The 24,883-nt window shown below is 44.6% G+C and carries 25 protein-coding genes; 22 read left to right on the top strand and 3 right to left on the bottom strand.

Features of this window, described 5'->3' with window-relative positions; genetic code table 11:
• Window positions 1–48: 48 nt before the first annotated feature.
• Window positions 49–1,158 (bottom strand): ATP-binding protein, encoded by a 1,110-nt coding sequence (locus tag ACYRYY_RS06785; protein ID WP_460214853.1) that lies wholly within the window; start codon window positions 1,156–1,158, stop codon window positions 49–51.
• A gap of 107 nt (window positions 1,159–1,265) precedes the next feature.
• Here ACYRYY_RS06785 and hypE point away from each other — a divergent pair, with 107 nt between their 5' ends.
• From hypE to fliQ, 19 genes are all read left to right on the top strand, one after another.
• A complete protein-coding gene (gene hypE / locus ACYRYY_RS06780) occupies window positions 1,266–2,252 on the top strand; it encodes a hydrogenase expression/formation protein HypE (RefSeq protein WP_460214852.1) in 987 nt (328 codons plus the stop codon).
• Window positions 2,206–2,472 carry a hypothetical protein gene (locus tag ACYRYY_RS06775; RefSeq protein ID WP_460214851.1) on the top strand — a complete coding sequence of 89 codons (267 nt, stop codon included), beginning with the start codon at window positions 2,206–2,208 and terminating at the stop codon, window positions 2,470–2,472. Before hypE ends, ACYRYY_RS06775 begins: the two co-directional genes overlap by 47 nt.
• A gap of 35 nt (window positions 2,473–2,507) precedes the next feature.
• Window positions 2,508–2,831 (top strand): phosphoribosyl-AMP cyclohydrolase, encoded by a 324-nt coding sequence (gene hisI, locus ACYRYY_RS06770; RefSeq protein ID WP_460214850.1) that lies wholly within the window; start codon window positions 2,508–2,510, stop codon window positions 2,829–2,831.
• On the top strand, window positions 2,832–3,872 hold the full coding sequence (gene pilM, locus ACYRYY_RS06765; RefSeq protein ID WP_460214849.1) for a type IV pilus assembly protein PilM: 1,041 nt from the start codon (window positions 2,832–2,834) through the stop codon (window positions 3,870–3,872).
• A complete protein-coding gene (locus ACYRYY_RS06760) occupies window positions 3,869–4,411 on the top strand; it encodes a PilN domain-containing protein (protein WP_460214848.1) in 543 nt (180 codons plus the stop codon). The genes pilM and ACYRYY_RS06760 overlap by 4 nt, the downstream gene beginning before the upstream one ends.
• Window positions 4,411–5,034, top strand: a complete 624-nt coding sequence (locus ACYRYY_RS06755) for a type IV pilus inner membrane component PilO (RefSeq protein WP_460214847.1) — start codon at window positions 4,411–4,413, stop codon at window positions 5,032–5,034. Before ACYRYY_RS06760 ends, ACYRYY_RS06755 begins: the two co-directional genes overlap by 1 nt.
• Window positions 5,034–5,579 carry a pilus assembly protein PilP gene (locus ACYRYY_RS06750; RefSeq protein WP_460214846.1) on the top strand — a complete coding sequence of 182 codons (546 nt, stop codon included), beginning with the start codon at window positions 5,034–5,036 and terminating at the stop codon, window positions 5,577–5,579. The genes ACYRYY_RS06755 and ACYRYY_RS06750 overlap by 1 nt, the downstream gene beginning before the upstream one ends.
• Complete coding sequence (locus ACYRYY_RS06745; RefSeq protein ID WP_460214845.1) at window positions 5,576–7,942, top strand: type IV pilus secretin PilQ; 2,367 nt, start codon at window positions 5,576–5,578, stop codon at window positions 7,940–7,942. The genes ACYRYY_RS06750 and ACYRYY_RS06745 overlap by 4 nt, the downstream gene beginning before the upstream one ends.
• Complete coding sequence (lpxB, locus tag ACYRYY_RS06740) at window positions 7,929–9,050, top strand: lipid-A-disaccharide synthase (RefSeq protein WP_460214844.1); 1,122 nt, start codon at window positions 7,929–7,931, stop codon at window positions 9,048–9,050. The genes ACYRYY_RS06745 and lpxB overlap by 14 nt, the downstream gene beginning before the upstream one ends.
• 232 nt (window positions 9,051–9,282) lie before the next feature.
• Complete coding sequence (locus tag ACYRYY_RS06735; RefSeq protein WP_460214843.1) at window positions 9,283–10,404, top strand: flagellar hook-length control protein FliK; 1,122 nt, start codon at window positions 9,283–9,285, stop codon at window positions 10,402–10,404.
• A 14-nt stretch (window positions 10,405–10,418) separates the two neighbouring features.
• Entirely contained in the window at window positions 10,419–11,114 is a 696-nt protein-coding gene (locus tag ACYRYY_RS06730) for a flagellar hook assembly protein FlgD (protein ID WP_460214842.1), read from the top strand.
• Window positions 11,115–11,171: 57 nt separating this feature from the next.
• Window positions 11,172–14,003, top strand: coding sequence for a flagellar hook-basal body complex protein (locus tag ACYRYY_RS06725; protein WP_460214841.1), 2,832 nt, complete (start codon window positions 11,172–11,174; stop codon window positions 14,001–14,003).
• Between the two features lie 274 nt (window positions 14,004–14,277).
• The gene (locus ACYRYY_RS06720) at window positions 14,278–15,042 is read left to right on the top strand and encodes a motility protein A (RefSeq protein ID WP_460214840.1); all 765 of its coding nucleotides are present in this window, start codon (window positions 14,278–14,280) and stop codon (window positions 15,040–15,042) included.
• A 50-nt stretch (window positions 15,043–15,092) separates the two neighbouring features.
• The gene (locus ACYRYY_RS06715; protein WP_460214839.1) at window positions 15,093–15,839 is read left to right on the top strand and encodes an OmpA/MotB family protein; all 747 of its coding nucleotides are present in this window, start codon (window positions 15,093–15,095) and stop codon (window positions 15,837–15,839) included.
• A complete protein-coding gene (locus ACYRYY_RS06710) occupies window positions 15,839–16,351 on the top strand; it encodes a flagellar basal body-associated FliL family protein (protein WP_460214838.1) in 513 nt (170 codons plus the stop codon). The genes ACYRYY_RS06715 and ACYRYY_RS06710 overlap by 1 nt, the downstream gene beginning before the upstream one ends.
• Window positions 16,352–16,360: 9 nt before the next feature.
• Window positions 16,361–16,642, top strand: coding sequence for a FliM/FliN family flagellar motor switch protein (locus ACYRYY_RS06705; protein WP_460214837.1), 282 nt, complete (start codon window positions 16,361–16,363; stop codon window positions 16,640–16,642).
• Entirely contained in the window at window positions 16,635–17,420 is a 786-nt protein-coding gene (locus tag ACYRYY_RS06700) for a FliO/MopB family protein (RefSeq protein ID WP_460214836.1), read from the top strand. Before ACYRYY_RS06705 ends, ACYRYY_RS06700 begins: the two co-directional genes overlap by 8 nt.
• Window positions 17,421–17,434: 14 nt before the next feature.
• Entirely contained in the window at window positions 17,435–18,151 is a 717-nt protein-coding gene (gene fliP, locus ACYRYY_RS06695) for a flagellar type III secretion system pore protein FliP (protein ID WP_460214835.1), read from the top strand.
• Between the two features lie 29 nt (window positions 18,152–18,180).
• Window positions 18,181–18,453, top strand: a complete 273-nt coding sequence (gene fliQ, locus ACYRYY_RS06690; protein ID WP_460214834.1) for a flagellar biosynthesis protein FliQ — start codon at window positions 18,181–18,183, stop codon at window positions 18,451–18,453.
• Between the two features lie 3 nt (window positions 18,454–18,456).
• Here fliQ and murI read toward each other — a convergent pair whose 3' ends face one another.
• On the bottom strand, window positions 18,457–19,227 hold the full coding sequence (murI, locus tag ACYRYY_RS06685) for a glutamate racemase (RefSeq protein WP_460214833.1): 771 nt from the start codon (window positions 19,225–19,227) through the stop codon (window positions 18,457–18,459).
• 329 nt (window positions 19,228–19,556) lie between these two features.
• Between murI and ACYRYY_RS06680 the strand changes: the two genes are divergently transcribed.
• Window positions 19,557–19,856, top strand: coding sequence for a hypothetical protein (locus ACYRYY_RS06680; RefSeq protein ID WP_460214832.1), 300 nt, complete (start codon window positions 19,557–19,559; stop codon window positions 19,854–19,856).
• 8 nt (window positions 19,857–19,864) lie between these two features.
• Here the strand turns inward: ACYRYY_RS06680 and ACYRYY_RS06675 are convergent, their stop codons facing one another.
• Window positions 19,865–21,121 (bottom strand): HD-GYP domain-containing protein, encoded by a 1,257-nt coding sequence (locus ACYRYY_RS06675; RefSeq protein WP_460214831.1) that lies wholly within the window; start codon window positions 21,119–21,121, stop codon window positions 19,865–19,867.
• Between the two features lie 302 nt (window positions 21,122–21,423).
• Between ACYRYY_RS06675 and ACYRYY_RS06670 the strand changes: the two genes are divergently transcribed.
• Both ACYRYY_RS06670 and rnr read left to right on the top strand, forming a co-directional pair.
• Complete coding sequence (locus ACYRYY_RS06670; protein WP_460214830.1) at window positions 21,424–22,815, top strand: sigma-54-dependent transcriptional regulator; 1,392 nt, start codon at window positions 21,424–21,426, stop codon at window positions 22,813–22,815.
• Window positions 22,808–24,883, top strand: coding sequence for a ribonuclease R (rnr, locus tag ACYRYY_RS06665; protein ID WP_460214829.1), 2,076 nt, complete (start codon window positions 22,808–22,810; stop codon window positions 24,881–24,883). The genes ACYRYY_RS06670 and rnr overlap by 8 nt, the downstream gene beginning before the upstream one ends.

Here is a 24,883-nt window from a genome sequence, read left to right as displayed (position 1 = left end):
CTGAAAAATGAACAGAGAAAACCCTGCCTGAAACACCGCTGATATATTTTATTTGATCTCATAAGGATAAACAACACGGAATACAGTTCCCATGCTCTCAGATGAAGAGAAATTTACCCTGCCTCTGAGATATTTTTCACTGAGCAGTTTAACGCTGTGGGTTCCGAGCCCTCGTCCGCTTCCCTTTGTGCTAACATTTTTATGAAAAAGGCGTGTCTGAATATCCTTGGGGATAAAGCCTTTGTTATATACTCTGAATTCGACTCCGTTTTCAGCGGGGTATGAGCCGATTTTGACTGTTCCGCCTGTTCCCACTGCTTCAAGTGCGTTTTTAATGAGATTGCCCAGAACACGTTTCAGGATGGTCTTATCTGTGATAAAGCGGATATCAATGCTTTCAGGGTCCACCACTATAGCTTTATCAATGCAGACTGTTCCTGCGGAGTACAGCGCTTTAAGCTCGTTTATTATTTCAAGAGGCGAAATTTCCTCCGGTCTGATATTCAGTTCACCGTTTTCCGCCTCAAAGATAAGTTTATGTGAGCGTATTTCATCAGTGAGGCTCACCGAAGTCATACGCATAATGGAGGAAAGTTCCCTGATTTCCGTCACGCTTTCAGCAGATTCAAGGATGTCCGAAACACTGCTTATGCCTGATAGCATGTTCATTATGTCATGGAAGAATAGACGCTCAAGGATAGTTTTACGCTTTGTATCACTCAAATCTTTTATATAAACAAACAGATAAAGCAGACCGTCCATTTTCATGGGAGTTGATGTGACTCTTAGCTCCATCACTTCACCGTCTGTCTTGAGGATACTGCATTCTCTGGCTGCTTTGACTTCATTCAGGCTTTCTTGAAATGCTTTGTTAGCTCCGCAGTGTTTGCAGAACTCTGTTGTTCCGCACTGATCGTGCGACGAAACCGCATGGGAGCAGCCCAAAAGCTCTCCGGGCAGCCTGCCAGAGAAATCATTCTGCTGCCCGAAAACATTGACTGCGGCAGAATTAAATGACACCAGACGTCTTTCATGGTTAAGTATGATTACAGGTTCAGGGACAGCTTCTGCTGCGAATTCAACTGCATGCCCGCAACCGGAAAGATCTTCTGCTGAAGGCTTTATATTTTCGGGATAGGTATCAGTTATAGGTTTCATTTATAAGTAGCCTACCATATCAAATTTATTTTTGTATCAAGAAAGTTGCAAAACAAAACAAAAACTAATAATCTTTTCATTATATAAAATATTCAAGGAAACAGGTAATGAAAAAAATAGGACTTGCAGAGGGCGGCGGCGGAAGTGCCACCAATAAGTTTATAAAAGAGCTTTTTATCTCCCGGCTTGGGAATGAGGCATCAGAAAAAATGCCCGATGCGGCGCATCTTGAAACAGGCGTCAGAACCGCTTTTACTACAGATGGTTTTGTGGTGCGTCCCGAATTTTTTACCGGCGGAAATATCGGCAAGCTCGCCGTATGCGGCACGGTGAATGATCTCGCCGTGAGCGGGGCAAAGGCGGAATACCTTTCACTGGGTATAGTTATTCCCGAAGGCTACGAGGCGGAAAAGCTTGAAAAAGTCGTTGATGCTGTGGCGGAAACGGCTGAGAAAGCGGGTGTGAAAATTGTCTGCGGTGATACGAAAGTAGTGGAAAAAGGCGCTGCTGACGGTCTTTTTATAAATACTGCGGGGATAGGCAGGGTTGTAAAGGATTGGGCGTCTTTTGAAAATATAAAGGAAGCAGACGCCGTTATCCTCACTTCCGATCTTGCCCGCCACGGTATGAGTGTTCTTCTTGCAAGAGGAGAGCTTGGGTTCGAGGGAAATATAGAATCCGACTGCGCTCCGCTGAATAAAATGCTTGAGTCTCTTCATGAATATGATGTTCACTTTTGCAGAGATGCAACCAGAGGCGGTGTGGCTGCGGTACTGAATGAAATATCCGAAGGTGCCGGCAAAGGATTTCTTATACGTGAAAACGATCTTCCTTTAAGGCAGGATGTTGGAAATTTGTGTGAAATTCTCGGTTTTGACCCTCTGTCTGTTGCTAATGAAGGATTAGCTGTTATAATTGTAGCAGCTTCAGATGCTTCTCATGTTGTTGAAAAGCTGAAAAGTTTCCCCGAAGGCAGGAATGCCTGCATCATCGGATTTGTAAATGGAGAAGGTCGTGTTATACTTGAAACGGCGGTGGGCGGCAGACGTGTTGTCGATATGCCTGCGGGTGAGCTTCTTCCCCGTATTTGCTAGCCTTATTTTCGCATGCTCTGAAGGCGGAAAGACTTTTCCGCTTATCGAACAGAAATGCGGCAAGTGCCATACTGCATCAATCGTTTACCAAAAAAAACGCACTGAGGATGACTGGAAAAGGGTCATCCACGGCATGAAAATGCGTGGACTTGTTCTTACAAAGCAGGAAGAACAGGATGTTATGAAGGTTCTCACAGAGAATTTTCTTTTAAAGAATTGAAATAATTTGCCGAAATTTGACTTAGGATTAGTGATATGATTGAAATAGACTGGGGAAAGCAGGCGGGGCTTCTTCCTGTTGTTGTGCAGGATGAGGCGAGCAAAGATGTGCTTATGCTTGCTTATGCTAATAAAGATGCGCTTGAGCTTACCAAGAAAACAGGATACGCCCATTATTTTTCCAGAAGCAGAAATTCTCTCTGGAAAAAGGGCGAAACTTCGGGAAACCTCCAGAAGGTTGTTTCTGTGAAGCTTGACTGCGACGGGGATACCCTGCTTTACATCGTAAATCAGACCGGCGCCGCCTGCCACACCGGAGAAAGAACCTGTTTTTTTACTGAGCTTTATCGGGGAGTATAGATGTTGGGCGGAAAACAGCAGCTTATCGGTGTGGACATAGGGAGCAGTTCGGTGAAGATTGTCGAGCTTAAGCCCAAGAAAAAAGGATATGTGGTTAAAAGCGCCGTTGAGGTAGCTCTTACACCCGATGTCATAGTCGAAGGCGCAATTATGGACTACGGCGAAGTCGCCGGAGCCGTTTCAGAAGCCTATAAATCAGGGAAATTCTCTTCCAGAAATGTAGCAGCAGGGCTTAAGGGCAGTGCGGTTATTGCCAAAAGACTCTCCGTTCCTATAACAGATCAGGATGAGCTTCGTGAAACCTTTATGTGGGAGGCGGAGCAGTATATCCAGATGGATATAGAAGATGTGAGCATAGATTATGAAACAGTTGAGATTGATGAAGCAAAGGGTGAGACCGACCTTGTACTTGCTGTTGCCAGAAAAGATCTGATTGTTGATTTCAAGTCGGTTCTTGAGGCAGCTAAACTCAGACCTCTGGTGGTTGATCTTGAAGTTTTCGCTATGATGAACGCATTCACCGAAAATTATGAAACAGACGACGAAACGGCGGTTCTTGTTAACATAGGTCACTCAACTACTGTTATCACGATCACCCGAAACGGAAATTATGAATTTTCAAGAGAAGTTCTCAAAGGCGGCCGAAACCTCTGTGAAATGGTGAGCCAGTCCCTTTCCATAACCTATAACGAAGCGGAAAGGATGGTGAAAAACACCGGAGCAATAGAATCTGATGAAAACCTCAAAGATACTGTGGACTCCTTTAATTCTCAGATAGCGATGGAAATCAAAAACTCTATAGAAATGTTTGATGCAGCAAGCCAGTCAAAACCGGCAAGATGCTTTATATGCGGCGGTGCTGCTGTTCTGCCCGGTCTGCGTGAAAGGATAGAAAAAGCTGTTGAGACAGATGTGTCAATTTTTGATCCGTTTGCCAGAATGGAGATAGCCGGCTCTGCTGATAAAAAACTTATAGAGGAAAAATTTCACTCCTTCGCTGTTGCGGCGGGGCTTGCTCTCAGGAGTGCGGGGGAAAAATGATAAGGGTTAACCTGCTCGGTAGGAAGCATAAAAAGAAGATTAAGCCCATTCAGATCGAGTTAAGCGCATTTGTTCTGGCTATTGCAGCCGTTTTTGCAGGCATAATGCTGTTTAACATGACTGTTAACGCTAAGATCTCCTACCTTGAAGAACAGGTTAACAAAAAACAGACCGAACTCCGCAAACTTCAGAAGGTTAAACAGGAAGTCGAGAGATTCCGCTCTCAGATGGATGATATACAGAAAAAAATTGAGATAGTCCGCAAGCTCAAGGAAGGGCAGAAGGGCTATTATAAAATACTTACCAATGTTGAAAAATCTCTGCCGGAAGATGTATGGACAAGCAGTATAAGTTTTGAAACAAACAGGATAGTTCTCAACTGTTCCTCACTGCGTGTTTCATCAGTGAACAGGTTTGTTATGAACCTGTACGAAACCAAGATGTTTTCCACTATCGATCTTGAAAAAGCAGACAAAAAAGATGAAGAAACAGTCGAAATAAATAACTTTATTATTACTGCCGGCGTGAGGTTGGACTAATGCTGAAAAAATTTGCCTCCATTCCGTTCCGCTTCAGGCTGATGATAGAAATTGCAGTCATAGCCGTTATAATCGGTGGATATTATTACCTGTTTCTGATGCCGCTTCAGGAAAAAATGGAGAGGCTGGAAAAGGAATATGATGACCTTGTATATAAAATTAACGATGTTCAGCCCTATGCTCTGGCGCATGATGATTTCAAAAAACAGCTTGCCATGATGGAGGAACAGTTTCAGATAGTTCTGAAGGTTCTGCCGGATGAAAAGGGCTATTATCTGCTCTATGATGAGGCTGTCGGGCTTGCCGAAAAGGACGGTGTTAAGGTTACACTCTTCCAGCCCGGCGGAGAGAAAAAAATCGACGGCTTTCACTCAAGCGTTAATTTCAATGTGCGTATGGAAACTCAATACCAGAATTTTGTGCGTTTTCTTTATGACATAAATTACCTCAACAAAATAATTAATCTTCAGGATATGCAGATAAAAGTTTTAAAAAGCAAAACCGGAGAAAAGGTGCTGGATGTAACGGCAAGCCTTAACTCATATAGGTTTAATTCAGGCGGTTCTGCTGATTCCGCAGCAAAAACCAAACCTGTCAAAGCAGCGAAGAAGGGGGCTAGGTAATGAAAAAGCTTATTTTTCTTTTAGCTTCCGTTGTTCTTCTGGGCTGTACTGATATTGACCGTGAAGAGCTTATGAAAAACAGGGCGGAGGTTAAACCTGCCAAGCCCCTTGAAGTGAATTTTGAGAGGCTCGAAAAACAGAAAGGTGAGCTTATTGAGCTTTTCAGCACTGTTTATGTGGCGCCTGAATACACCTTTTCAAAGGACCCTTTCACCAGTGTTGTTGATGAATACAGACAGGCGCAGGAAGCGGAAGCCGAAACCCTCAACCCGATACTTATACCTGAATTTGATGAATTCAAGCTTGTGGGTATCCTCACCGGAGAGATAGGTAATATTGCCGTTCTTGCTGTGGCGGATGAAAGCTTTTACCTTAAAACAGGCGATATTTTCAGTGCCAACCGAAGCACAATTATATTCATAGGGCAGGATTTTATAAAAGTGCGTGATACAAGCAAAGATATATTCGGAAACACTAAAACCGAAATCAAGGATATAAAGCTCGACCATCTTAAAGCAGATTCCTCAAAGGAGAAAACCTCATGAGCAGATACAGAATTTTAGTATTGATACTGACGCTTTTTGCCGTGCTTTCCTGTGCGGGGAAACAGCCTGTGGAGGAAGCTTCCGTTAAGGGCAACCTGCTTTCCGGAATCAGGATAGTTGATCTGGGCGACGGTGAATATGCCATGAGCCTGCGTTCCGCCGAGGAAACCACGTTCAGGGTTTTGTATTCCAAAAGCCCTTACAAACTTGTGATCTTTGCCCCCGGTACTTCCATGAATGAAGAGGTTCTTAAATACAACTTCTCTGATGAGGTTGTGGAGGGACTGGCGTTTCTTCCCGGTAAGGATGCAAGCCAGATAGAGATTCTTCTCACTGATAATGTGGACTATGACTACTCTCAGGATAAGAATATGCTTAGTCTTACTTTCCGTGTTTACAGCGAGCAGACTGCGGCTCTTGAAAAATACGGAATGGATGTGAGCGCAGTTGCTCCGGAAAAAGCCGGGCTTGCTTCAACTGTGCGCAGTTTCAGGAACCTTTCCGATGCTTCGATGCTCAAACTTGAATTCGGGCTTGACGGCATAACAAAGTATGACTACGGCTATCTTGATGACAGCACTATGTATGTGGATCTGTTTGATGTCACAAGCTCACTGAATAAAAAAAGATACTCTTCTCAGGGGATCGTGTCGGATATAAGGGTCGGTGAATACTATCCGCCCAAGAAAGTACGTTTTCTTATGAGAGTTTCCTCCCGTATGCCTCTTTTCGCTGGGCAGGACGGTGACAAGCTGACAGTTGCCAGCGAAATGGGTGCTGTTCCCGCAGACAGCAGGTACATAGCCGCCATTGATGCCCTCAGCTATAAAAATGTTCAGAGCATAATCATCAGGGTAATAGGCAGAGTGAACTACACGAAAAAAGTAGTCAATAATGCTCTGCACCTTGAGTTTGACCCCGATGTTAAGATGCTCGGCACTGTGCAGAACAGGTTCAGTTTCGCAAGGCTTCCGTTCAGAAATGTGGAAGTGCTTAAAATAGACGGCAAACCGGTTATTGTCTTCACACCGGAAAAAGATATCTTTGCAAGGGTTGATGAAACTCAGGACGGCATACTGGTAAGTGCAAGCTTTGAGGAATTTGCCAGAGCTGATATGTCCCTTTCAGAACCGGAGGCGTCCGCCTCTGCTGAAACGGCAGATAAACCGAAACCGGAGGATCTGGTAACGCTCAATATGAAGGATATGGATCTGCGTGAAGCGATCCGACTGATATATTTCGGCAGAGCAAAAAACGTAATTTTCGGGGAAGAGGTTGCAGGCAAAGTCACCCTTTATCTTAAAGAGGTTGATTATGAAACTGCCCTCAGGCTTATACTTCGTGACAGAAACCTCACAAGGATCGAGGAAAACGGCATAGTGTGGATTACCTCAAGCCAGAAATATGAGGAAAGACAGAACGCCGAAGCCGCCAAACTCCGTGCCGCCGAACAGGCAAAAGAGCTTGCGCCCCTTAAAACGGAAATTGTCCCTGTTAACTTCTCTGATGCGTCCCAGCTCACAGGTATACTCAAATCAGTGCTTTCCAAAAGGGGCAGCGTTGAGGTGGAGGCCAGAACAAACAGCTTTGTGGTGCGTGACACAGGCGAGGTTATAACAGAAGTTAAAAGACTTATGAAAACTGTGGATAAGCGTACCCCTCAGGTGACAATCGAGGCAAGAATTGTTGAAGTTTCCGATCTGAACAGCCTTAATTTCGGTGTTCAGTGGGGGGCAACAGTAAAAGACACAACAAAGGTTCATTTCCCTAATACAGTAAACGTAGGCGGCGATTCAAGCGGATATATGGTTAATATACCCGCAACAGAAGCTGTGGGGACTTTCGCTCTGGGGATTATGAACCGTACCGGAACTTTCGGGCTTGATCTTGCATTAAGCGCCCTTGAGAGCCAGAATAAAGCTAAAACAATTTCCAGCCCCAGGGTTACCACTCTGGACAATATGGAAGCAACAATAAAAAGCGGAAGCAAGGCGCTGATAGTCCCCTCCGGTGACGACACCAGCACGGAGGAGATTGACACGGGTATAATCCTCACCGTTAAACCGCACATCACATCAAACGACATGGTTTTCCTTGATATTCTTGTGGAAAAAAGTACACTCGGCGAAATAACGGCAACAACTGCTACCGCTGATGAGAAAAAGGCGGAAACAAAAGTGCTTCTCGCTAACGGGGAAACCACTGTAATAGGCGGTCTTTACGAAGATGAGGAAATTAATTACATTCAGGGAGTTCCGGGACTCAGCAAGCTTCCTGTACTCGGGCATCTTTTTAAAGGGACTCAGAAGAGAAGTACAAGAAAAGAACTTCTGGTATTTCTGACACCATATGTTGAAAAGTAAGAAACTGTTTATCATCGCCGGAGAACAGTCCGGCGATACTCATGCGGCAAACTTCATCAAAGAACTCTCCGGTTTTTATGATATCAAATCATACGGCACAGGCGGAGCCCGCCTCCGTTCGCTAGGTCAGGAACAATACTACGATATCAATGATTTAAGCGTAATAGGGTTTGATGGTGTAATCAAAAAGCTCCCCTTCTTCTTTAAGGTCCGTGATGTTCTTCTGGAAAAAATAAAAGAGATTAAGCCCGACGCAGTCGTGTTAGTGGATTATCCGGGATTTAATCTCCGGTTTGCAGAAAAGCTTGAAAAGTCCGGTATCCCTGTTATCTATCTTATAGCTCCGCAGGTTTGGGCGTGGAACTACAAGAGAGTCAAGGTTATAAAAAGATGCGTTGATCTTCTTCTCTGCATCCTTCCGTTTGAGGAGGATATATTCAGAAAAGAGGGAATAAACGCTCATTTCATAGGCAACCCCGTTGTAGATCATCTTAAATACAGTTACGAAAGCAGGGAAAAGTTTTTCAGGGCTGCGGGGCTTGATCCAGATAAAAAAACAATAGGTATACTCCCCGGCAGCAGGCGGAGAGAAGTGGAGACACTCCTTCCTTTAATGCTTACTGCTGCGGATTCTCTGAAGGATAAATACCAGTTTATAGTTTCAAAAGCGGAATCGGTCAGCGAGGAACTCCTCTCCGGTATTTTAAAGAAAAGAGGCTATAAGGTAGCCACACTGACGGCGGATATAATGAAGCACACTGACCTTGTATGGGTATGCTCCGGTACTGCGAGTCTTGAAACAGCCGTCAGCGGGACACCGATGGTTATTCTTTACAAAGTCGGCAGGTTTACAGCTTTTCTGGGCAGAATGCTTATTAAGACAAAATTTATAGGGCTGCCGAATCTTATTGCAGGCAGGGCTATAGTTCCTGAAGCTGTTCAGGATGATGCAACTCCGAGCAAAATTATTGATTACACTGAGAAAATATTTAGCTCTTACGCTAAAGTGAAAGCTGATGTGGAGAATGTCGGTTTACTGTTCAGCGGGCTCAACCCTTCACGCAGGGGTGCTGAAATCGCCGCTGAATTTCTTGCAGGAAAAGAATAGCTCCTGAGAATGCTTTTAAAGCCTGCTCCGGTCTATATGTAAAAATTTCCATAGATGGCAAATTTTGCTGTCAGGATCAGGAATAAAGTTCCTGATCGTATATCGGCTGATGGAACAAAAACTTTAGCCGGATCACAATCAAACCCTTGATTCTTACGGATCTTTTTGATCAAAACCCCTTTAAACAGTGAATTGGCACAGACTTTTCTATATACACAGCGGAGGTGTGTCAATGGATCTGATGTCATTCATCACGCCGGGTACGGGAAGCGTACCTTCATTCGGCACAGCCATCTCCGCACAGAACAGCGCCCAGAGCGGTAAAAGCTCTTTTGATGATTTTCTCAAAAGCACATTTAAAGCAGCTGAGACAGGCGCTGTATCTGCACAGGCGCAGGCCGCTAAGGAAACCGACCCGAAAGCCCAAGCCGGAAAAGTAATTGACGAACTTGATATCCCTGCGGAACAGAAAGAGCAGCTCAAGAAGGAACTTGAAGCTCTTGAAACCGAAGAGGATGCGGTTAACTTCCTCGAAAAGCTTGAGGAAGTGCTTATGCTGAACGGAATCAGCGTGGCAGAAACTGTTAACAAGTTTGCAGAGTCATTCGTTGCGGAAGATGCGAACAACGCAGCGGGCAGCACGGCTCTTGATTCCGCAATGTTAAAAGCCCTTAAAGCAAAAGGGTACACACAGGCGGATCAAACCCTTACAGACAGCGAGCAGCAGGCGGCAAACGAAGCCTTTGAACAGCTTTCAATGCCTAAAGAGGCAAAGATAAGCAGGGAAGAGGTTAAGATTGCCGAAATTGTAAGACCGCTGACCGCAGAGACCGCTCCTGAAGAGGAGCAGATTATTAAAACCACTACCGCGGATATACCCGACACGGATGCCGGGGAAACCGTAATTAAGACGGGACAGAGTATTTTTGATGAGCAGGAACAACCTGAAATCAGAATAACATCACCCCGTGATATTAATAAGATCGCCGACTTTGTCCAGTATACAAAGGCAGGGGATCAGAAAAAGCTTACCATACAGCTTATGCCGAAAGAATTGGGTAAGCTGCATATCGAGCTGGTGGAACATGCCGGTAAGATAAGCGCCCGAATCACTATGGAGAGCGATCAGGCGAGAAACCTGCTTGTCAATAACGCAGAAAGCGTAAGACAGCAGCTGGAAGCGAAAGGGATTGTGCTTGAAAAAATGGAATTTTTCTTTGCCGAAAAAGACTCCAAGGACGGAACCGACCAGCAGTTTTTCAAGAAGAAAAACTCCGGCGGTGCAAAAGGTGAATTTACCGTAGGTGAGATCTCCGAAGAGGAGACAGACCCTTCAAGAGGGCTCTACGCGTAAATCCGGAGGCTGTTATGACCACCACGATATCAGAATCGGTACAAAATATTCTTAACGGCGGAAGCTCAACAACTAAGAAGGATGAAAAAGAGACAGGCTCCACCGAAATGGACATGCTTGATTTCCTGAATCTTTTTGTTGCACAGCTTAAGAATCAGGACCCTCTTGAACCTATGGATAACAACCAGCTTACCAGCCAGACCAGCCAGTTCTCAATGGTTGAACAGCTTGTAGGCATAAGCGAGGCTGTTAATAAGCTTGTTGACGGCGGTGCAGACACCAGCAGCATGGATACTCTGTTCAGTGCTTCAAGCTTCATCGGCAAAATGGTGGAATACGAAGGCAACAGTGTCGTTTTTGACGGTGAAAGCTCGTTAATTGACTTTGACCTTGATACGGCAAGCTACAGAACAGAAATCTATGTTTATGACTCCGCAGGAAATCTCATAAACGCTGTTGACGCCGGTCAGCTTGATTCAGGAAGAAACAGCATCGCATGGAACGGTACGGACGGTGACGGTGAAACTGTCAGCGCCGGACAGTACAAGTTCGTTGTAAAGGCGTATGATTCCAGTGGCAATGAGATTAATGCAACAACTTACGGAAACGGTTATGTCTCCGGCGTTTCTCAGAAGGACGGCAAAATAGTTTTCGACCTTTTCGGACAGGAACTCGACGCTGATAAAGTTATTGCGGTAAGAAGTTACTAAGGCTGTAAAGGGGAGAAGCACTCCCCTGTTTAAATCAGCGGTTTAAGGAGTGCGCTTATGATGCGTTCACTGTACTCGGCCATCAGCGGTCTGAACACCAATCAGAAGGCTATGGACGTTATAGGAAACAATATATCAAACGTCAACACCACAGGCTTTAAGGCAGGACGTGCCGTTTTTCAGGATCTGTTCAGTCAGACTCTTGTGGGCGGTAAAACACCCACCGATGCCAGAGGAGGGGTCAACCCCCGTCAGGTAGGTATGGGTGGTTATCTTGCTGCTGTGGATAATATATTCAATTCCGGCACACCAACCACAACATCGAAAACCACCGACCTTGCTATTCAGGGTGAAGGTTTTTTTGTCGTACGCGGTGAAGGCATGAACGAATATTACTACACCAGAGCGGGAGACTTTAACTTTGACCGTTACGGAACCCTTGTAAATGCTGCCGGATACCCTGTTCAGGGGTGGATGGCTGATCCTCTCACCGGAGAGCTTATTGACAACGGCGAAGTAAGCGACATCGTTATCAATTCCGCCTTCCAGACAATTCAGGCTAAGGCTACTACGGAAGTTTCCATGAATGCCGTTCTTAACACAGTTGCCAACTCATCTGTGCTTGAGTATCCGGCTCTGCTCCACACGGCGGACAGCTCAAACGATATTTTCTCTGTTTTCTCAACAAACGGGGTTAAAATGGACTTTGCTGAAAGCGAGCCGGTGGTGATAAAGGCCCACGCCACAGATATTACAGATATGAGCTACGCTTACAGCGACTCTGATGTGAACCTCAATCTGGCTTCTGAGTCAAATTTAATGGTTTACATCAACGGAGCTGCTCATACCCTGACTTACGGTGTGGATTTCAGAACAATGGGCGAACTCGCCACTGCGATTGAAAACAAACTCGAAGCAGCTGTGGGTAACGGCGCAGTTGCAAACAATTTTGTTGAGACCACAGTGAACGGTGTTTTTGATGAGTCAGTTGTGACTCCCAACGCTTCATACGCAACAACAGAAAGCTGGACTGTCACCATAGACCCCACAAACCCTGCGAGGTTTAATGTCGTGGGTTCAGTTTCAGGCGCAGTGAACAGCGGTGTTGTGGGGCAGACCTACACAGCTACCGACCCTGCAACCGGTGAAGCCCTCTTTACCATACCCTCTACAGCGTGGACGGGTGCCTGGGCAGCGGGAGAGACAGTGACATTCGATACCACCGCCGCCCCTGCTTCAGACTTTTCTGTTGATGTTGTCAACGGAAAGATTAAGATCACCAGAGATACGGACAACGGCATAGATGTTCAGCTTAACTCTTTCAGCGGAACACCTTATCTCGCTGTTATAATGCAGTCTCTCGCCGGAACATACAATGAAGTCTCAACTTCCAGAAACAGTGATGAGATCCTCTTTGAGCAGACAAAATACGCAGGAAGGGATTTCAATACTCTGGCGGAGCTTGCCGCAGTTATTGAGCAGGCTATAGACGGAAACGTGATTCAGGCCGACAGATTCAGCGTGAGCTTTGATGAAACATCAGGAAGATTTGAGTTCAGAAATGTTGGTGAATACCTCACCGCCAGCGGAACAACAGAGGGACTCACTCTTTCAAACTTTATGGTGGACAAGGCCTACAGCGGTTCTATCTTTGAGAGCAACATCACTCCGGCGGGTTCGTTGACTATACAGCCTGTTGATCCGGATGATGATCCCAGTTTCGTGGCTTCTATGGATTATGGATATTCAGAACAGTTCCTCAGATATGCCGAGGGGTCGGATCTTCTCACAGAACTTTATACCAATGCCGGTGAGAGTCTCGGTCTTGATGCCACTGCAATACTCCAGTTCACAGGATCAGTGGGCGGAGCAGACCTTCAGGGAACCGGAACAATACCTGCCCTTGGCTCAACTGTGGATGATCTTCGTGCTATGATGGCAGGGTATCTTGGTTTTGAAAATTCTACCGAAGGGCAGATCAAGCAGCACATAAGTGATATTGAGGACAACAGCGGCAAGATAAAGGTTACAGGAGAAAAAGGGCTTTCAAATGCGGTGGACTTTCTTAAATTTGAAGTAATCGGCGCTGAAAGTTATCTTAACTTCTATAACTATTTTGAATATCAGACCACGCAGACTGCAAGCGGCGGTCAGATGGCAACTACCCAGACAATATATGATGCTCAGGGTAACGCCCACACGCTGAAATATACCTATGATATGGTAAGTTCATCCGGCAACATATGGAAGCTTACTCTTTCCACCACTGATGACAATACTGCTGTATCATTCAACGAAACCGGAGGGAACGAAATCCTTCTTCATTTCAACAATGACGGTTCGTTCAATTACCTTACGTCACCTGCGGGAACAAGGGTTACTGACCTCAGCTTTAATTTTGACCCGGCAAACGGAGCAGGAATCATAAGCAATATTTCCATGTTCCTCGGCACTCCGTCCAGTTATGACGGGGTTTACATCTCCGCTAAGGAGTCGTCAAAAAACAGCGCAGAACAGGACGGATATGCTGTCGGTTCTCTTGAGGAAGTTATGTTCAACCCTGCGGGTGAAATTGTGGGTTACTACACCAACGGTGAGGTTATGACTCTTGCTCAGGTTGCTCTTGCCACATTCACAAACAACCAGGGTCTTCTGAAAGTCGGGGACACGCTGTTTGCGGAAACGGGCAACTCAGGTACTGCCGCCATTGGCAAACCTCAGAGCGGCAACAGAGGTGAGATAATGTCCGGAGCCCTTGAAAACTCCAACGTTGATCTCTCCAATGAGTTTGTAACCATGATTACAACCCAGAGAGGCTTCCAGGCAAACTCAAGGGTTATCACAACCAGTGACGAAATGCTTCAGGAGCTTCTTACTCTCAAACGTTAATGATGATTCACACTGAAAATACAAAAAAGGCGTCTTCGGACGCCTTTTTTTATTTAAAGCCTTTAAAAAATATATTCTTTTACGAAAAAAAGCCGAAAACAATATAGTGGGCGTCTTTGTGATTTAATTAAAGTCCGCTTCTTTAGGCGGATGCAGGCTGTTTTAAAATAAGCTTGACTCTTTTGCTGGCGTTCCTGTATCTTTTAAGGGTAGAATACTACAAGATGTTTATATCAAAGTTTATTCTTTTGATAAAGCAGCCGGACGGGAGTGTATGGATTTAGCAACGGTTATCGGGTTTCTATTAGCATATATCCTTCTTATTTCTGCCCTTGTAATAGGTGCGGGTGTAGGGGTCTATGTTGATTACCCTTCTGTGCTTATCGTTATAGGCGGTACGCTGGGCGTTGTCATGATCAACTACCCGCTGGACAGAATAACCGGTATCACCAAAATTCTGATGAAGGCTTTCTTCAATAAAGCCACTGATACAGCAGAACTTATTCAGCAGCTTGTTGGCTTTGCAGTTAAAGCAAGGAGAGACGGTATTCTCTCTCTTGAATCTGCGGAGGATGAAGTTTCTGATGAGTTCCTCAAAAAAGGTATACGCCTTGCGGTGGACGGAACAGAGCCGGAAGTTATAAAAACAATACTCGAAACCGAGCTTGAATATATGCAGGAAAGGCACAAGGAAGGAGCGGCTATTTTTACCGCAATTGCCGACTTTGCCCCTGCGATGGGTATGATAGGTACGCTTGTGGGACTTGTGGCGATGCTTCAGAGCCTTAGCGACCCCTCAGCGATCGGACCGGCCATGGCGGTTGCGTTGATCACAACCTTTTACGGCTCTATCATAATGAACATGTTTGCTGCACCTATTTCAGGCAAACTCAAAGTACGTTCCGGTGAGGAAGTGCTTCAGAGACAGATAATGATAGGCGGAATTATGGCGATTCAGGCAGGGGATAACCCCAGAATTGTTGAACAGAAGCTTAACGCATACCTGTCGCCTAATAAACGTAAGTCCCAGTTTGACTGATTTTGTGCCGGGGTGTATAATCCGGTTTATGGAAAGGCAGGTTTAATCTAATGTCTGAAAAGAAAAAATCCTGCGATTGTGAAAAGGGTTCTCCTAAGTGGATGACCACTTTCACAGACATGAACATGCTTCTTCTTACCTTTTTCGTTCTGCTTGTTTCCATGTCTACGCTGGATAAAAAGAAAATTCTTGAATCGTTCGGTTCTTTTCAGGGCTCATCTGGAATCCTCCACGGAAGCCCTAATGAAGTGAGCGCACAGAACATCATGACCCGTATCAATGTTGTTGAACAGACAGGAAGCGCAAATGCGAAAACTGTTGAAACCCTGCGGGAATATGTCAAATCATCAAACCTTTCAGAAGTAGTCAGCGTTATAGAAACAAAAAAAGGTGTTTCCATCCGTGTTCTGGATTCCCTCCTTTTTGCGCCCGGTCAGTCCGAGGTGAGGAGTGACGCTGTGCCTTTTCTGAATAAAGTCAGCACAGTTATAATAGACTCACCCTACTATGTTCATGTTGAAGGACATACAGATGACACACCCATCCGTTCTGCCCGTTTCCCGTCAAACTGGGAGCTTTCCACAGCCAGAGCAGTTTCGGTGGTGCGTTATTTAATCAAAGAAGGTATAAACCCTCAGACGCTTTCAGCGGGCGGATTCGGCGAGTTTCATCCGCTTCTGCCGAATATAACAACTGAAAACAGAGCAAAAAACCGCAGGGTTGAGATTAATCTTGTCAGCCCCGAATTTGCGGAAACCAATAAAAATATTTTTGAAGAAGACCACGGAGGGCAGTAATGGCAGCAGAAGAAAAAGACACCCAGCCGGAGGGCGGGAAGAAGAAGTCTAAGCTAAAACTGATCATTATTATCCTCATTCTTCTTATAGTGCTTGGAGGAGCGGGGGCAGGAGCCTATTTTATGTTCCTTAAACCGAAACCTCAGGCAGCCGGACAACCCGGTGCGGCGGAGCAGGAAGCCCCGAAGGCAGAGGCAGTAGCTCAGATTGGTGAGCTTTACCCCATGGAACCTTTTGTGGTAAACCTTGCAGACCCCGGCGGAAGCAGATATCTTCGTGTTACCCTTCAGCTTGAGCTTACTATGACCAAGGGGCTGAAAGACGAGATTGACAAACGTGTTCCCCAAATAAGGGACGCTATTATCACGATACTTTCATCCAAGCGTTTTGAGGAGATCAACTCTGCTCAGGGCAAGATGATTATGAAACAGCAGATAATGAGACGGATCAACTCTCTGCTTGCATCAGGGCAGATAGCCAACGTCTATGTAACTGAATTTGTAATCCAGTAAGAGGTTTTAATGATAAATCATGCGAAAAACCAGTTCGGTGAGGTCCTTTTCGATATCAGAGTTGAGCTGGGGCGCAAGAAAGTGTCCATAAGGGAAATGCTGAACTGGGAGAAAGGAACGATCCTTAAGTTCAACAAAACATCCGGTGAGCCTGTGGATTATCTTGTTAACAACAAGCCCCTTGCTCTTGGCGAGGTTATGGTTCTGGATGACAGATTTGCCATCCGTATCACTGAAATACTGGACAAGGAAAAACTTACCGAAATGTACAAAGACGGTATCTATGGCTGAAATTCGGCTTTTTTTCGCCGTCTGCCTGCTTTTTTTATGTTCATTTCCCGCCTTTGCAGCGGAGGTTAAGTCGGAGCTTACGGAAAGCTCCGTCAGGTTCAGCATTCAATTTGAAAAGGGCTATTCTGACGTAAATGTCATAAAGCTTGATAAATCCTATATAATCAGTTTCCAGACAGCTGAAGAAGTCGTATATTCCGAGGAGTTCTGGGATTCTCCCGTATCGCAGGCGTACATACACTCAGAAGGGGACAGAAAAAAGCTTATCGTGGATTTTACCACAGCGGCGGATGAACCGAAGATTGAAACCGCTGAAAAGTCTGTTGTTGCGTCTTTTTCTTTTGCTCCCGCACCGGAGGCTCCTTCTGCTGTGGGTACCGGCGCATATGTGCGGATGATCACCGGACTTGGCTTTGTCATTGTAGTTATTCTTGTTATCTACTGGTTTACACGCAGAATGCTTTCACGCAGGGTGTTGTCAGAGCTTCCGGGTTCCGGCAGGCTGCTTGGCAAGGTGGATCTCGAAATACGTAAAAGCCTGTTTTTCTATGAACTGGGGGATGCTGTTTATATATTCGGCGTTACAGATATGTCTGTTAATCTCATTGAAAAAGTTACGGACGAAGCGGAGGTCAACAGAATTAAATCCGGTTTTGCCAGAAAAGGCGAATTCGGTTCATATCTGAACTTCTTCGCAAAAGGGTCTGATGTTAAAACAGATATAGAGGCTTCAAGAAACATCATAAGGGAGAGACTGAAATCAATAAAAAAACGCTGATTGTCACTCTTTTAATGCTTCTTATCCCATTGGGTGCGGCTGCTGCTGATCCCCTGCCTTTTCCCGCTTTCCGTTTCGGGCTGGAATCAGCGGCGAATCCAGATGATGTGGCGGTTACTCTGCAGATTATCGCATTCATAACTATTGTTACCCTTGCGCCCTCTATCCTTATACTTATGACGTCATTTACGAGGATTCTTATTGTCTTCTCGTTTCTCCGCACAGCAATGGGAACCCAGCAGATGCCTCCTAATCAGGTTCTTGTGGGTCTTGCTCTTTTCCTTACTTTTTTTATTATGACGCCCGTGTTTAATCAGGCATATGAGAAAGGTCTTCAGCCTTATTTTGCAGAGCAGATGGGCTTTATTGAGATGCTGAACGAGGTTAAAAAGCCGTTCCGTGAGTTCATGATTAAAAACACACGCAAGAAAGATATGCGTATGTTTATTGACATAGCTGGAGGGGAAAAACCGAAAACAGTGGAGGAGATTCCGGATTTTGTCCTGCTTTCGTCTTTTGTCGTCAGTGAACTTCAGACGGCTTTTCAGATGGGTTTCCTGCTGTTTCTGCCGTTTCTTATAATAGATTTTGTAGTGGCGAGCGTTCTGCTTTCGATGGGTATGATGATGCTGCCCCCTGTTATGATCTCCGTTCCGTTCAAGATACTGCTGTTTGTCCTTGTGGACGGCTGGGGGCTGATCGTGTCGTCCCTTGTAAAAAGTTTTATGTAGTGCTAAGCTGATAATACGGGTGACGGGATATGACTTCTGATACTGTAATTGCTCTTCTTTCTGATGCGCTCAAAATGGCTCTGCTAATAGCCTCGCCTATGCTTATCTTCGGGCTTACGGTGGGGCTGATTGTCAGTATTTTCCAGTCAGTTACCCAGATTCAGGAGATGACCCTTTCTTTCATTCCCAAGATTGTTGCTGTTGTGGTGGCTGTGATTGTTTTTGCTCCATGGATGCTGCAGAAAATGGTCACATACAGCGCCTCGATATTCGGCAACCTGCATGTTTATATAGGGAAGTAGGATTCAGGGAAGACTGATTATTTCAACCGGCGCACCTGCCGCAAGTTCATTTCTGAGCATTTCCATAGCAGGTGATTCATCTGTAAAAAACAATTTTCTCAAACCCCTGCCTTCGGTATTCAGACCGCTTTTTATAAGGTGTTCAATGATTACTTCAGAAGAATCCACAATATTAAACTGCGGGTAAAGTTTTGATATTGTTCTTTTCAGCATAGGATAATGCGTGCAGCCCAGAACAAGGGTATCCACACCTTTTTTGCTGAGGTCATCCAGATACATTTTTACGGCAAGCTCCGCTATGGGACTTTCCGTCATCATTTCCTCGACGATGGGTACAAAGAGGGGGCATGCGTTTTCGTATATATCCAGCTCTATTTCAGACATGGTTTCAAGGGCAGCACGGTACGAACCGCTGCGTATGGTGGCTCGGGTTCCTATGACGGCTATTTTACCCTTTTTAGACACTCTCAGAGCCTGTTCTGAACCGGGGAGAACAACGCCTGTGACCGGAACCTTAAACCTGTCGGCAATTATATCAACTGCGTAGGAAGAGGCTGTGTTGCAGGCTATGACGATTGCTTCCGCACCGCACTCAGATATGAGGTAGCGGGCACATTCAATGCTGTAATTTATTATAGTCTCAGGAGATTTGTTGCCATAAGGTACTCGTGCCGTATCTCCGAGATAATATATGTCCAGAGCCGGAAAATGCTCCGCAATAGATTTAAAAACAGTGAGTCCGCCGATGCCTGAATCGAAAACGCCTATAGCCATTCGGATTTTATACTCCAAAGATCGTTGCACGGCAATAGAGGCTTTAAAATATGTTAAAGAAGGATATTATTATGCTTATTATTCACTGCTGAATAAAACAAAGAAGGGCAAAAAATATTTTTATATAAGTTTTTCTGTTGATTAGATATAATGAGCCTCTGATTAAAATATTCATTATGTAACAATTTTTTCTGATTTATTTTTACCTTCGCTTGTCATATTATATAATATGAAATATCCAGCGAAGAAGCGCTTTATTTAAATTACTTGTACTTGGCTGGTTTATTCAGGTTATATACAGGCACTAATTTTATTACGGAGTTGACTTGATGTATATCAAGCTGTTTTTGGGTGAAAAAACGGCTCCGGGAGTTTTCAGTTTTGATTATTCTAAAGAGTTTATCCGTTCCTGCGGAAAGGATGAGTTTAGGGAAAAACTGAAATTTGCAGATCTTTCATTTGTGGATTCTCCCGAAGCTTTTGTTAAGGCGGTTTCCGATGCAGTAGACGAGGCATTGGAAAATGAATTTAATGCGAGTGAAGTTTACAGGGCGGGCAAATGTTCGGAAACAGGCAAAGTCTGCTACATTTGCGTAAATGTTGAGGACTACAGCGAGAAAACAGCCTGAAAAGAGGCTTAGAATGCTTCTCTGACTGTGTTTTTGAACTGTCCTGCAAATCTGTCCAGTTCATGTTCGCTGTTTATCCCGTGCTGTTTGGGGTTCAGGGAAGATATGATTGTTTTTATCGGCTTCATGGTTTTAAGATCATAACGGGCAAGATCAAATATATGTGATTTATCGAGTTTGTCTCTTTTTTCGTCAGTAACAACAAGTACCTTCGGACGTGTGAGATCTTTCTTATTGGGTTCTAAGATTATGCCCAGTTCGCCGGAATCAAGCATCACTAAGGTTCCCACCGGGTAAATTCCTATAGTATTGATGAAAAATTTTACCAATGTTTCGTTAAAGTGTTTGCCGGACCAGCTGAAAAGGATTTTTAACGCTTCAGATGGCGTTCTCTCGTGGTTGTAAGCTTTCTTGCTTGTTATGGCATCATAAACATCCGCAATGGAAATAATTTTGGTAATATTGCTGATCTGGCGTTCATGCAGACCGAAAGGATAACCGCTGCCGTCCGATTTTTCATGGTGCTGCAATGCAACCGTAGCGGTTTCAGGGGGCAGAACTCCGTTGTTAAGTATCTTGTACCCGTATTCGGGATGCTTTTTTATTTCGGAGTATTCATCCTCGGTTAGTTTTCCTGGTTTTGTAATAATCTGCTCGCTGATTCTTGTCATGCCGACATCATGCAGCAGACCGCACAGGCAGATCGTTTTTAACTCATCAGATGATTTGCCAAGCCTTTTGCCGAGAGCAAGAGAGATAACGGCTACATTCAGCGAATGACTGTAGGTGTAGTCGTCCTGATTTTTAAGGTGGGTCATTGCAGTGAAGATACCCGGCTTATGAGTGCAAACCTCAACAAGCTCTCCGGTAATTTCTTCTGCGGAGTGTGAGTCAACCCTGCCGTTTTTTTTAACTGTGTCCAGCAGAAGCCGTGCTTTGCCTCTGATGTTTTCAAATATTGTGCGTGCCTGAACAATATCTTCAACGGCGGGGGATGAATCTATAAGGAAATAATCGGATGTTTCCAGAGGAACGCTCATGAGCTGTGACAGTCTGCCGGAAAGCTCACCCTCTTTATCTTCCTCAACTTCCTGCTCTTCAAGGATGTATATGCATGATACACCAGAGTTTTTGAGTACGTTGACAGAGCGGGTATCCGTGAGTTCTTTATCAAAGAAAGGAAAATGCAGACCGTCCTTTTCTGTTCTGCTCACGGTCATGCCGAGTTTAAGTTCGGAGATGTGTATCTTACGTTCAACTTTCATAGCAAGAGTCCGGATACGTATTGTGATGATTTTAACTTTATTTAAAGAATATTACAATACAAACTATATTATTATTAATAAAAGGAATAATTGACGTAATGGTGGTTATTAATATGTACTCTTCCCATGATTTCTGCCCATGATTTTAATATAGAGACCGGTTGTTTTCGTGATGAAAATAAAGAAAAAAGACCTTCTTATGTAGTAAATGCTGGCGGAACCGGTGTTAATTGGGTAGATTATAAGGTGTATAATAAATAGGCAGATGATTTTTTTTGACTGCTGCTTTTCAGGAAACCAAAATGAAAGACAAAATCAGAATATTAGTGATCGATGATGAGGAAAATATTCTATGGCTCTTCAAAGAAGGGCTTGAAGATGATAAAATAAGCGTTGTAACAGCGGATAACCCTTCAGACGGAGAGATAGTCCTTTCTTCCGGCAGTGTAGGCATATGCTTTGTTGATCTCTTTCTGGGGGAAAGCAACGGCATAGCGCTTGTGAGGGAGTGGTCAAAGACTTACCCTCATATTCATTTCATAATCATGACGGCTCAGGATACAGGTTCAAATGTTATTGAAAGTATTAAGTCAGGTGCTACTGACTTTTTTCCTAAGCCTTTTGATCTTGCAGAGCTTCGGGCTAAGATCCTCAACCTTGCCGGAGACCATTTTGAAACAGAAGAAACAGAAAGCGCAGATTATGACTTTGAAACAAAAAACCGTAAGATGCTCGAAATCTACAAGCTCATAGGCAAAATTTCGGGAGCTAACATCAATGTGCTGATCTGCGGTGAATCCGGTACGGGCAAAGAGGTTGTTGCCCATATGATACACGAAATGAGCAACCGGAGCGGAAAGCCCTTTGTGCCCATCAATATGGCGGCTATTCCTTCTGATCTCATGGAGAGCGAGCTTTTTGGTCATTCTAAGGGGTCGTTCACCGGGGCAGTTACTGATAAAAAAGGAAAATTTGAAGAAGCTAACGGCGGAACCATCTTCCTTGATGAAATATCTGAAATGGATTTTGCACTTCAGTCCAAACTTTTGAGAGTTATTCAGGAAAAAGAGATTAGTCCTGTCGGCTCAAGCCGTACAGTTAAGCTGGATACCAGAATTATTGCCGCATCCAATAAAAATCTGGAAGGGCTCGTGGATACAGGAAAGTTCAGAGAAGACCTGTTCTACAGACTCAATGTTGTTTCCATTGAGCTTCCGCCGCTGCGTGACAGAAAAGAGGATATACCCTACCTTGCCAACCATTTTCTCCGCAAATATAAAGGGATAAAAAACAGGGTACTGAAAATAAGCAGCGAAGCTCTGGGAGCCATGGCGAAATACCGCTGGCCGGGAAACATCAGAGAACTGGAAAATATTATACAGTACGCAATAGTAAACACAGACACAGATGAAGTCACGAAACAGGGGCTGCCGCAGAAAATTTTCAGCACGGCTCAGGACAAGGATGCCTCCTGTCTTTCGGATGAACTCTACAAGCTTGCTTCAAACATTGTTGAGGCTGAAACACTTTCAGAGAGCTATAACGCCTTTGAAGAATATATGAAAATTGTTGAATTTCCCCTGATGCGGGCTGTTCTGGAAAGAACGGACGGCAATAAGTCTGTCTCCGCCAAACTTTTGGGAATCAACAGAAACACACTGCGCAAAAAAGCGAAGGAACATGGATTTGACTGATTTAAAAAAAGAACTTCTTAAAGTATTTGAAAAAAGCGACAACCCTCTCCCCCCCGGTGTAATAGCCAAGCTGATGGGGATTGATAAAAAAGCAGTAAAAAAAATAATAAACGAACTCACCCGCTCCGGTGAGCTGATTAAACTGAAGTCCGGCAGATATGCACCCGCAAAGGAAATAAACCTTATCACCGGTAAAATTGATATTCACCCCGAAGGTTATGCCTTTCTTACTCCTCTCACCGGTGGCGGGAGCGATTATTTTGTTCCCTCAATGAAGGTAGGCAACGCCCTGAATGGTGATATAGTAGCCGTGAGCCTTGAAAAGTTCAGGGGCAAAACAGAAGCCAGAGTGGTTAAGATTATCACCCGCAGTATGCAGAAAATAGTCGGGCGCATAGAAAAGTCCCGCTATGCTATTTACTGCATGCCCTTGGATAAAAAGTTTCTATATGACATTTTTATACCTGAAATCCACGCAAAAGAGGTGGAAGAGGGTGATATAGTCATAGTCGAACTGACATCATACCCTGACAAAAAACGCCGCCCCGAAGGCAAAGTTGTTAAAAAACTGGGAACAATTGAAGACAAGGGGATCGAGAATGAAATTGTTCTCGCTAAATACAATCTTGAGCGTGAGTTTCCCAAGCGTGTTATTCAGGAAGTTGAGGAAAACGCTGAAAAACTGAAGAAAAATACAGGGAAACGCACTGACTTTACAGAACTTTTCACTGTAACTATTGATGGCGAGAGCGCCCGTGACTTTGATGATGCGATTTCCATAGAAAAAACAGAGAACGGTCACAGGCTGTATGTTCATATAGCGGATGTAAGCCACTTTGTTCGCCCTGACACGTTCCTTGACAAAGAAGCACTTAAGAGAGGAACAAGCACATATTTCCCGGAATTTGCAATCCCCATGCTGCCTGAAATGCTTTCAAATGACCTTTGCAGCCTCAGACCCAATACCAAAAGACTCACAATGACCGCTGCCATGGAGTTTGATAATAACGGAAAAAGAACAGGGCAGAAGTTTTACCGCTCGATAATAAAAAGCGATAAAAGGCTCACATATACATACGTTTTCGATGTTCTTGAAGGCAGAGAAAAAACCCGCAGCAAGGACCTTAACTTCCTGATATCCGAATCTGCGGAGCTTGCGGGAAAGATAATGAAACGCAGAGCAGGCGAGGGCATGCTTGATTTTGACCTGCCGGAACCTGTTTTTGAGTTTGATGAGAACGGAGATCTGAAAGATGTTCACCCGCTTGACAGAAATATTGCTCACAGGCTTATAGAAAACTTTATGATTGAGGCTAATGAGGCGGTATCTGAGTATCTGGAAAAATACGCTGATGCTTCCATTTACCGTGTGCATGACAAGCCCGACAGGCAGAAGCTTGAGGAATATGAAAATCTCTGCGCCGCATTCGGAATGCCCGTGGATTTCGGTGAATCTGTTGACAGCCTTGCAGTGCGTGAGGTCAGTGAAAAAATCAATGATTCGCAGTATGCCCATGTTCTCGGCGGTCAGCTTGTGCGCGCAATGGCAAAGGCTGTTTACACCACTGTAAACATTGGTCACTTCGGGCTTGCTTCCGAATCATACACTCATTTCACAAGCCCCATACGCCGCTACCCCGACCTTTTGGTTCACAGGCTTCTGGGTACAGTTTTGTTTAATGATCCATATAATATTGACGGCGGAAGGCTGGAGAGTCTTGCATCCATGTGCAGCACTGCGGAACAGAACTCTGTTCAGGCGGAAAGAGATATCCAGAAATTCAAAACTCTCAAATATCTTTACGAACATTTTGATGAGCCTTTCAGCGCCTATATCAGCAGGATTAACTCCAACGGAATGTTCGTGTTCCTTGATAAGCTGATGCTTCAGGGGTATGTGCATACCTCGTCACTTGAGGATGACTATTATGCCCTTAGTGATGACGGAAACGCCCTCGTCGGAAGGCGCAGGAAAAAAAGATTTCATGTCGGGGACTACATTGAAGTTATGCCTGACAAGATAAGTTATGACATGCTTGAGGCGGAATTTGTAATCGCCAAAGGCTAG

Source organism: Geovibrio sp. ADMFC3, assembly GCF_054687035.1.
This window is presented reverse-complemented; position numbering and strand designations above follow the sequence as displayed.

Coding starts and splice junctions, on each gene's coding strand:
- ACYRYY_RS06785 (WP_460214853.1), bottom strand. CDS start 1,158: ATGAAACCTATAACTGATACCTATCCCGAAAATATAAAGCCTTCAGCA.
- hypE (WP_460214852.1), top strand. CDS start 1,266: ATGAAAAAAATAGGACTTGCAGAGGGCGGCGGCGGAAGTGCCACCAAT.
- hisI (WP_460214850.1), top strand. CDS start 2,508: ATGATTGAAATAGACTGGGGAAAGCAGGCGGGGCTTCTTCCTGTTGTT.
- pilM (WP_460214849.1), top strand. CDS start 2,832: ATGTTGGGCGGAAAACAGCAGCTTATCGGTGTGGACATAGGGAGCAGT.
- ACYRYY_RS06760 (WP_460214848.1), top strand. CDS start 3,869: ATGATAAGGGTTAACCTGCTCGGTAGGAAGCATAAAAAGAAGATTAAG.
- ACYRYY_RS06755 (WP_460214847.1), top strand. CDS start 4,411: ATGCTGAAAAAATTTGCCTCCATTCCGTTCCGCTTCAGGCTGATGATA.
- ACYRYY_RS06750 (WP_460214846.1), top strand. CDS start 5,034: ATGAAAAAGCTTATTTTTCTTTTAGCTTCCGTTGTTCTTCTGGGCTGT.
- ACYRYY_RS06745 (WP_460214845.1), top strand. CDS start 5,576: ATGAGCAGATACAGAATTTTAGTATTGATACTGACGCTTTTTGCCGTG.
- lpxB (WP_460214844.1), top strand. CDS start 7,929: ATGTTGAAAAGTAAGAAACTGTTTATCATCGCCGGAGAACAGTCCGGC.
- ACYRYY_RS06735 (WP_460214843.1), top strand. CDS start 9,283: ATGGATCTGATGTCATTCATCACGCCGGGTACGGGAAGCGTACCTTCA.
- ACYRYY_RS06730 (WP_460214842.1), top strand. CDS start 10,419: ATGACCACCACGATATCAGAATCGGTACAAAATATTCTTAACGGCGGA.
- ACYRYY_RS06725 (WP_460214841.1), top strand. CDS start 11,172: ATGATGCGTTCACTGTACTCGGCCATCAGCGGTCTGAACACCAATCAG.
- ACYRYY_RS06720 (WP_460214840.1), top strand. CDS start 14,278: ATGGATTTAGCAACGGTTATCGGGTTTCTATTAGCATATATCCTTCTT.
- ACYRYY_RS06715 (WP_460214839.1), top strand. CDS start 15,093: ATGTCTGAAAAGAAAAAATCCTGCGATTGTGAAAAGGGTTCTCCTAAG.
- ACYRYY_RS06710 (WP_460214838.1), top strand. CDS start 15,839: ATGGCAGCAGAAGAAAAAGACACCCAGCCGGAGGGCGGGAAGAAGAAG.
- ACYRYY_RS06705 (WP_460214837.1), top strand. CDS start 16,361: ATGATAAATCATGCGAAAAACCAGTTCGGTGAGGTCCTTTTCGATATC.
- ACYRYY_RS06700 (WP_460214836.1), top strand. CDS start 16,635: ATGGCTGAAATTCGGCTTTTTTTCGCCGTCTGCCTGCTTTTTTTATGT.
- fliP (WP_460214835.1), top strand. CDS start 17,435: ATGCTTCTTATCCCATTGGGTGCGGCTGCTGCTGATCCCCTGCCTTTT.
- fliQ (WP_460214834.1), top strand. CDS start 18,181: ATGACTTCTGATACTGTAATTGCTCTTCTTTCTGATGCGCTCAAAATG.
- murI (WP_460214833.1), bottom strand. CDS start 19,227: ATGGCTATAGGCGTTTTCGATTCAGGCATCGGCGGACTCACTGTTTTT.
- ACYRYY_RS06680 (WP_460214832.1), top strand. CDS start 19,557: ATGTATATCAAGCTGTTTTTGGGTGAAAAAACGGCTCCGGGAGTTTTC.
- ACYRYY_RS06675 (WP_460214831.1), bottom strand. CDS start 21,121: ATGAAAGTTGAACGTAAGATACACATCTCCGAACTTAAACTCGGCATG.
- ACYRYY_RS06670 (WP_460214830.1), top strand. CDS start 21,424: ATGAAAGACAAAATCAGAATATTAGTGATCGATGATGAGGAAAATATT.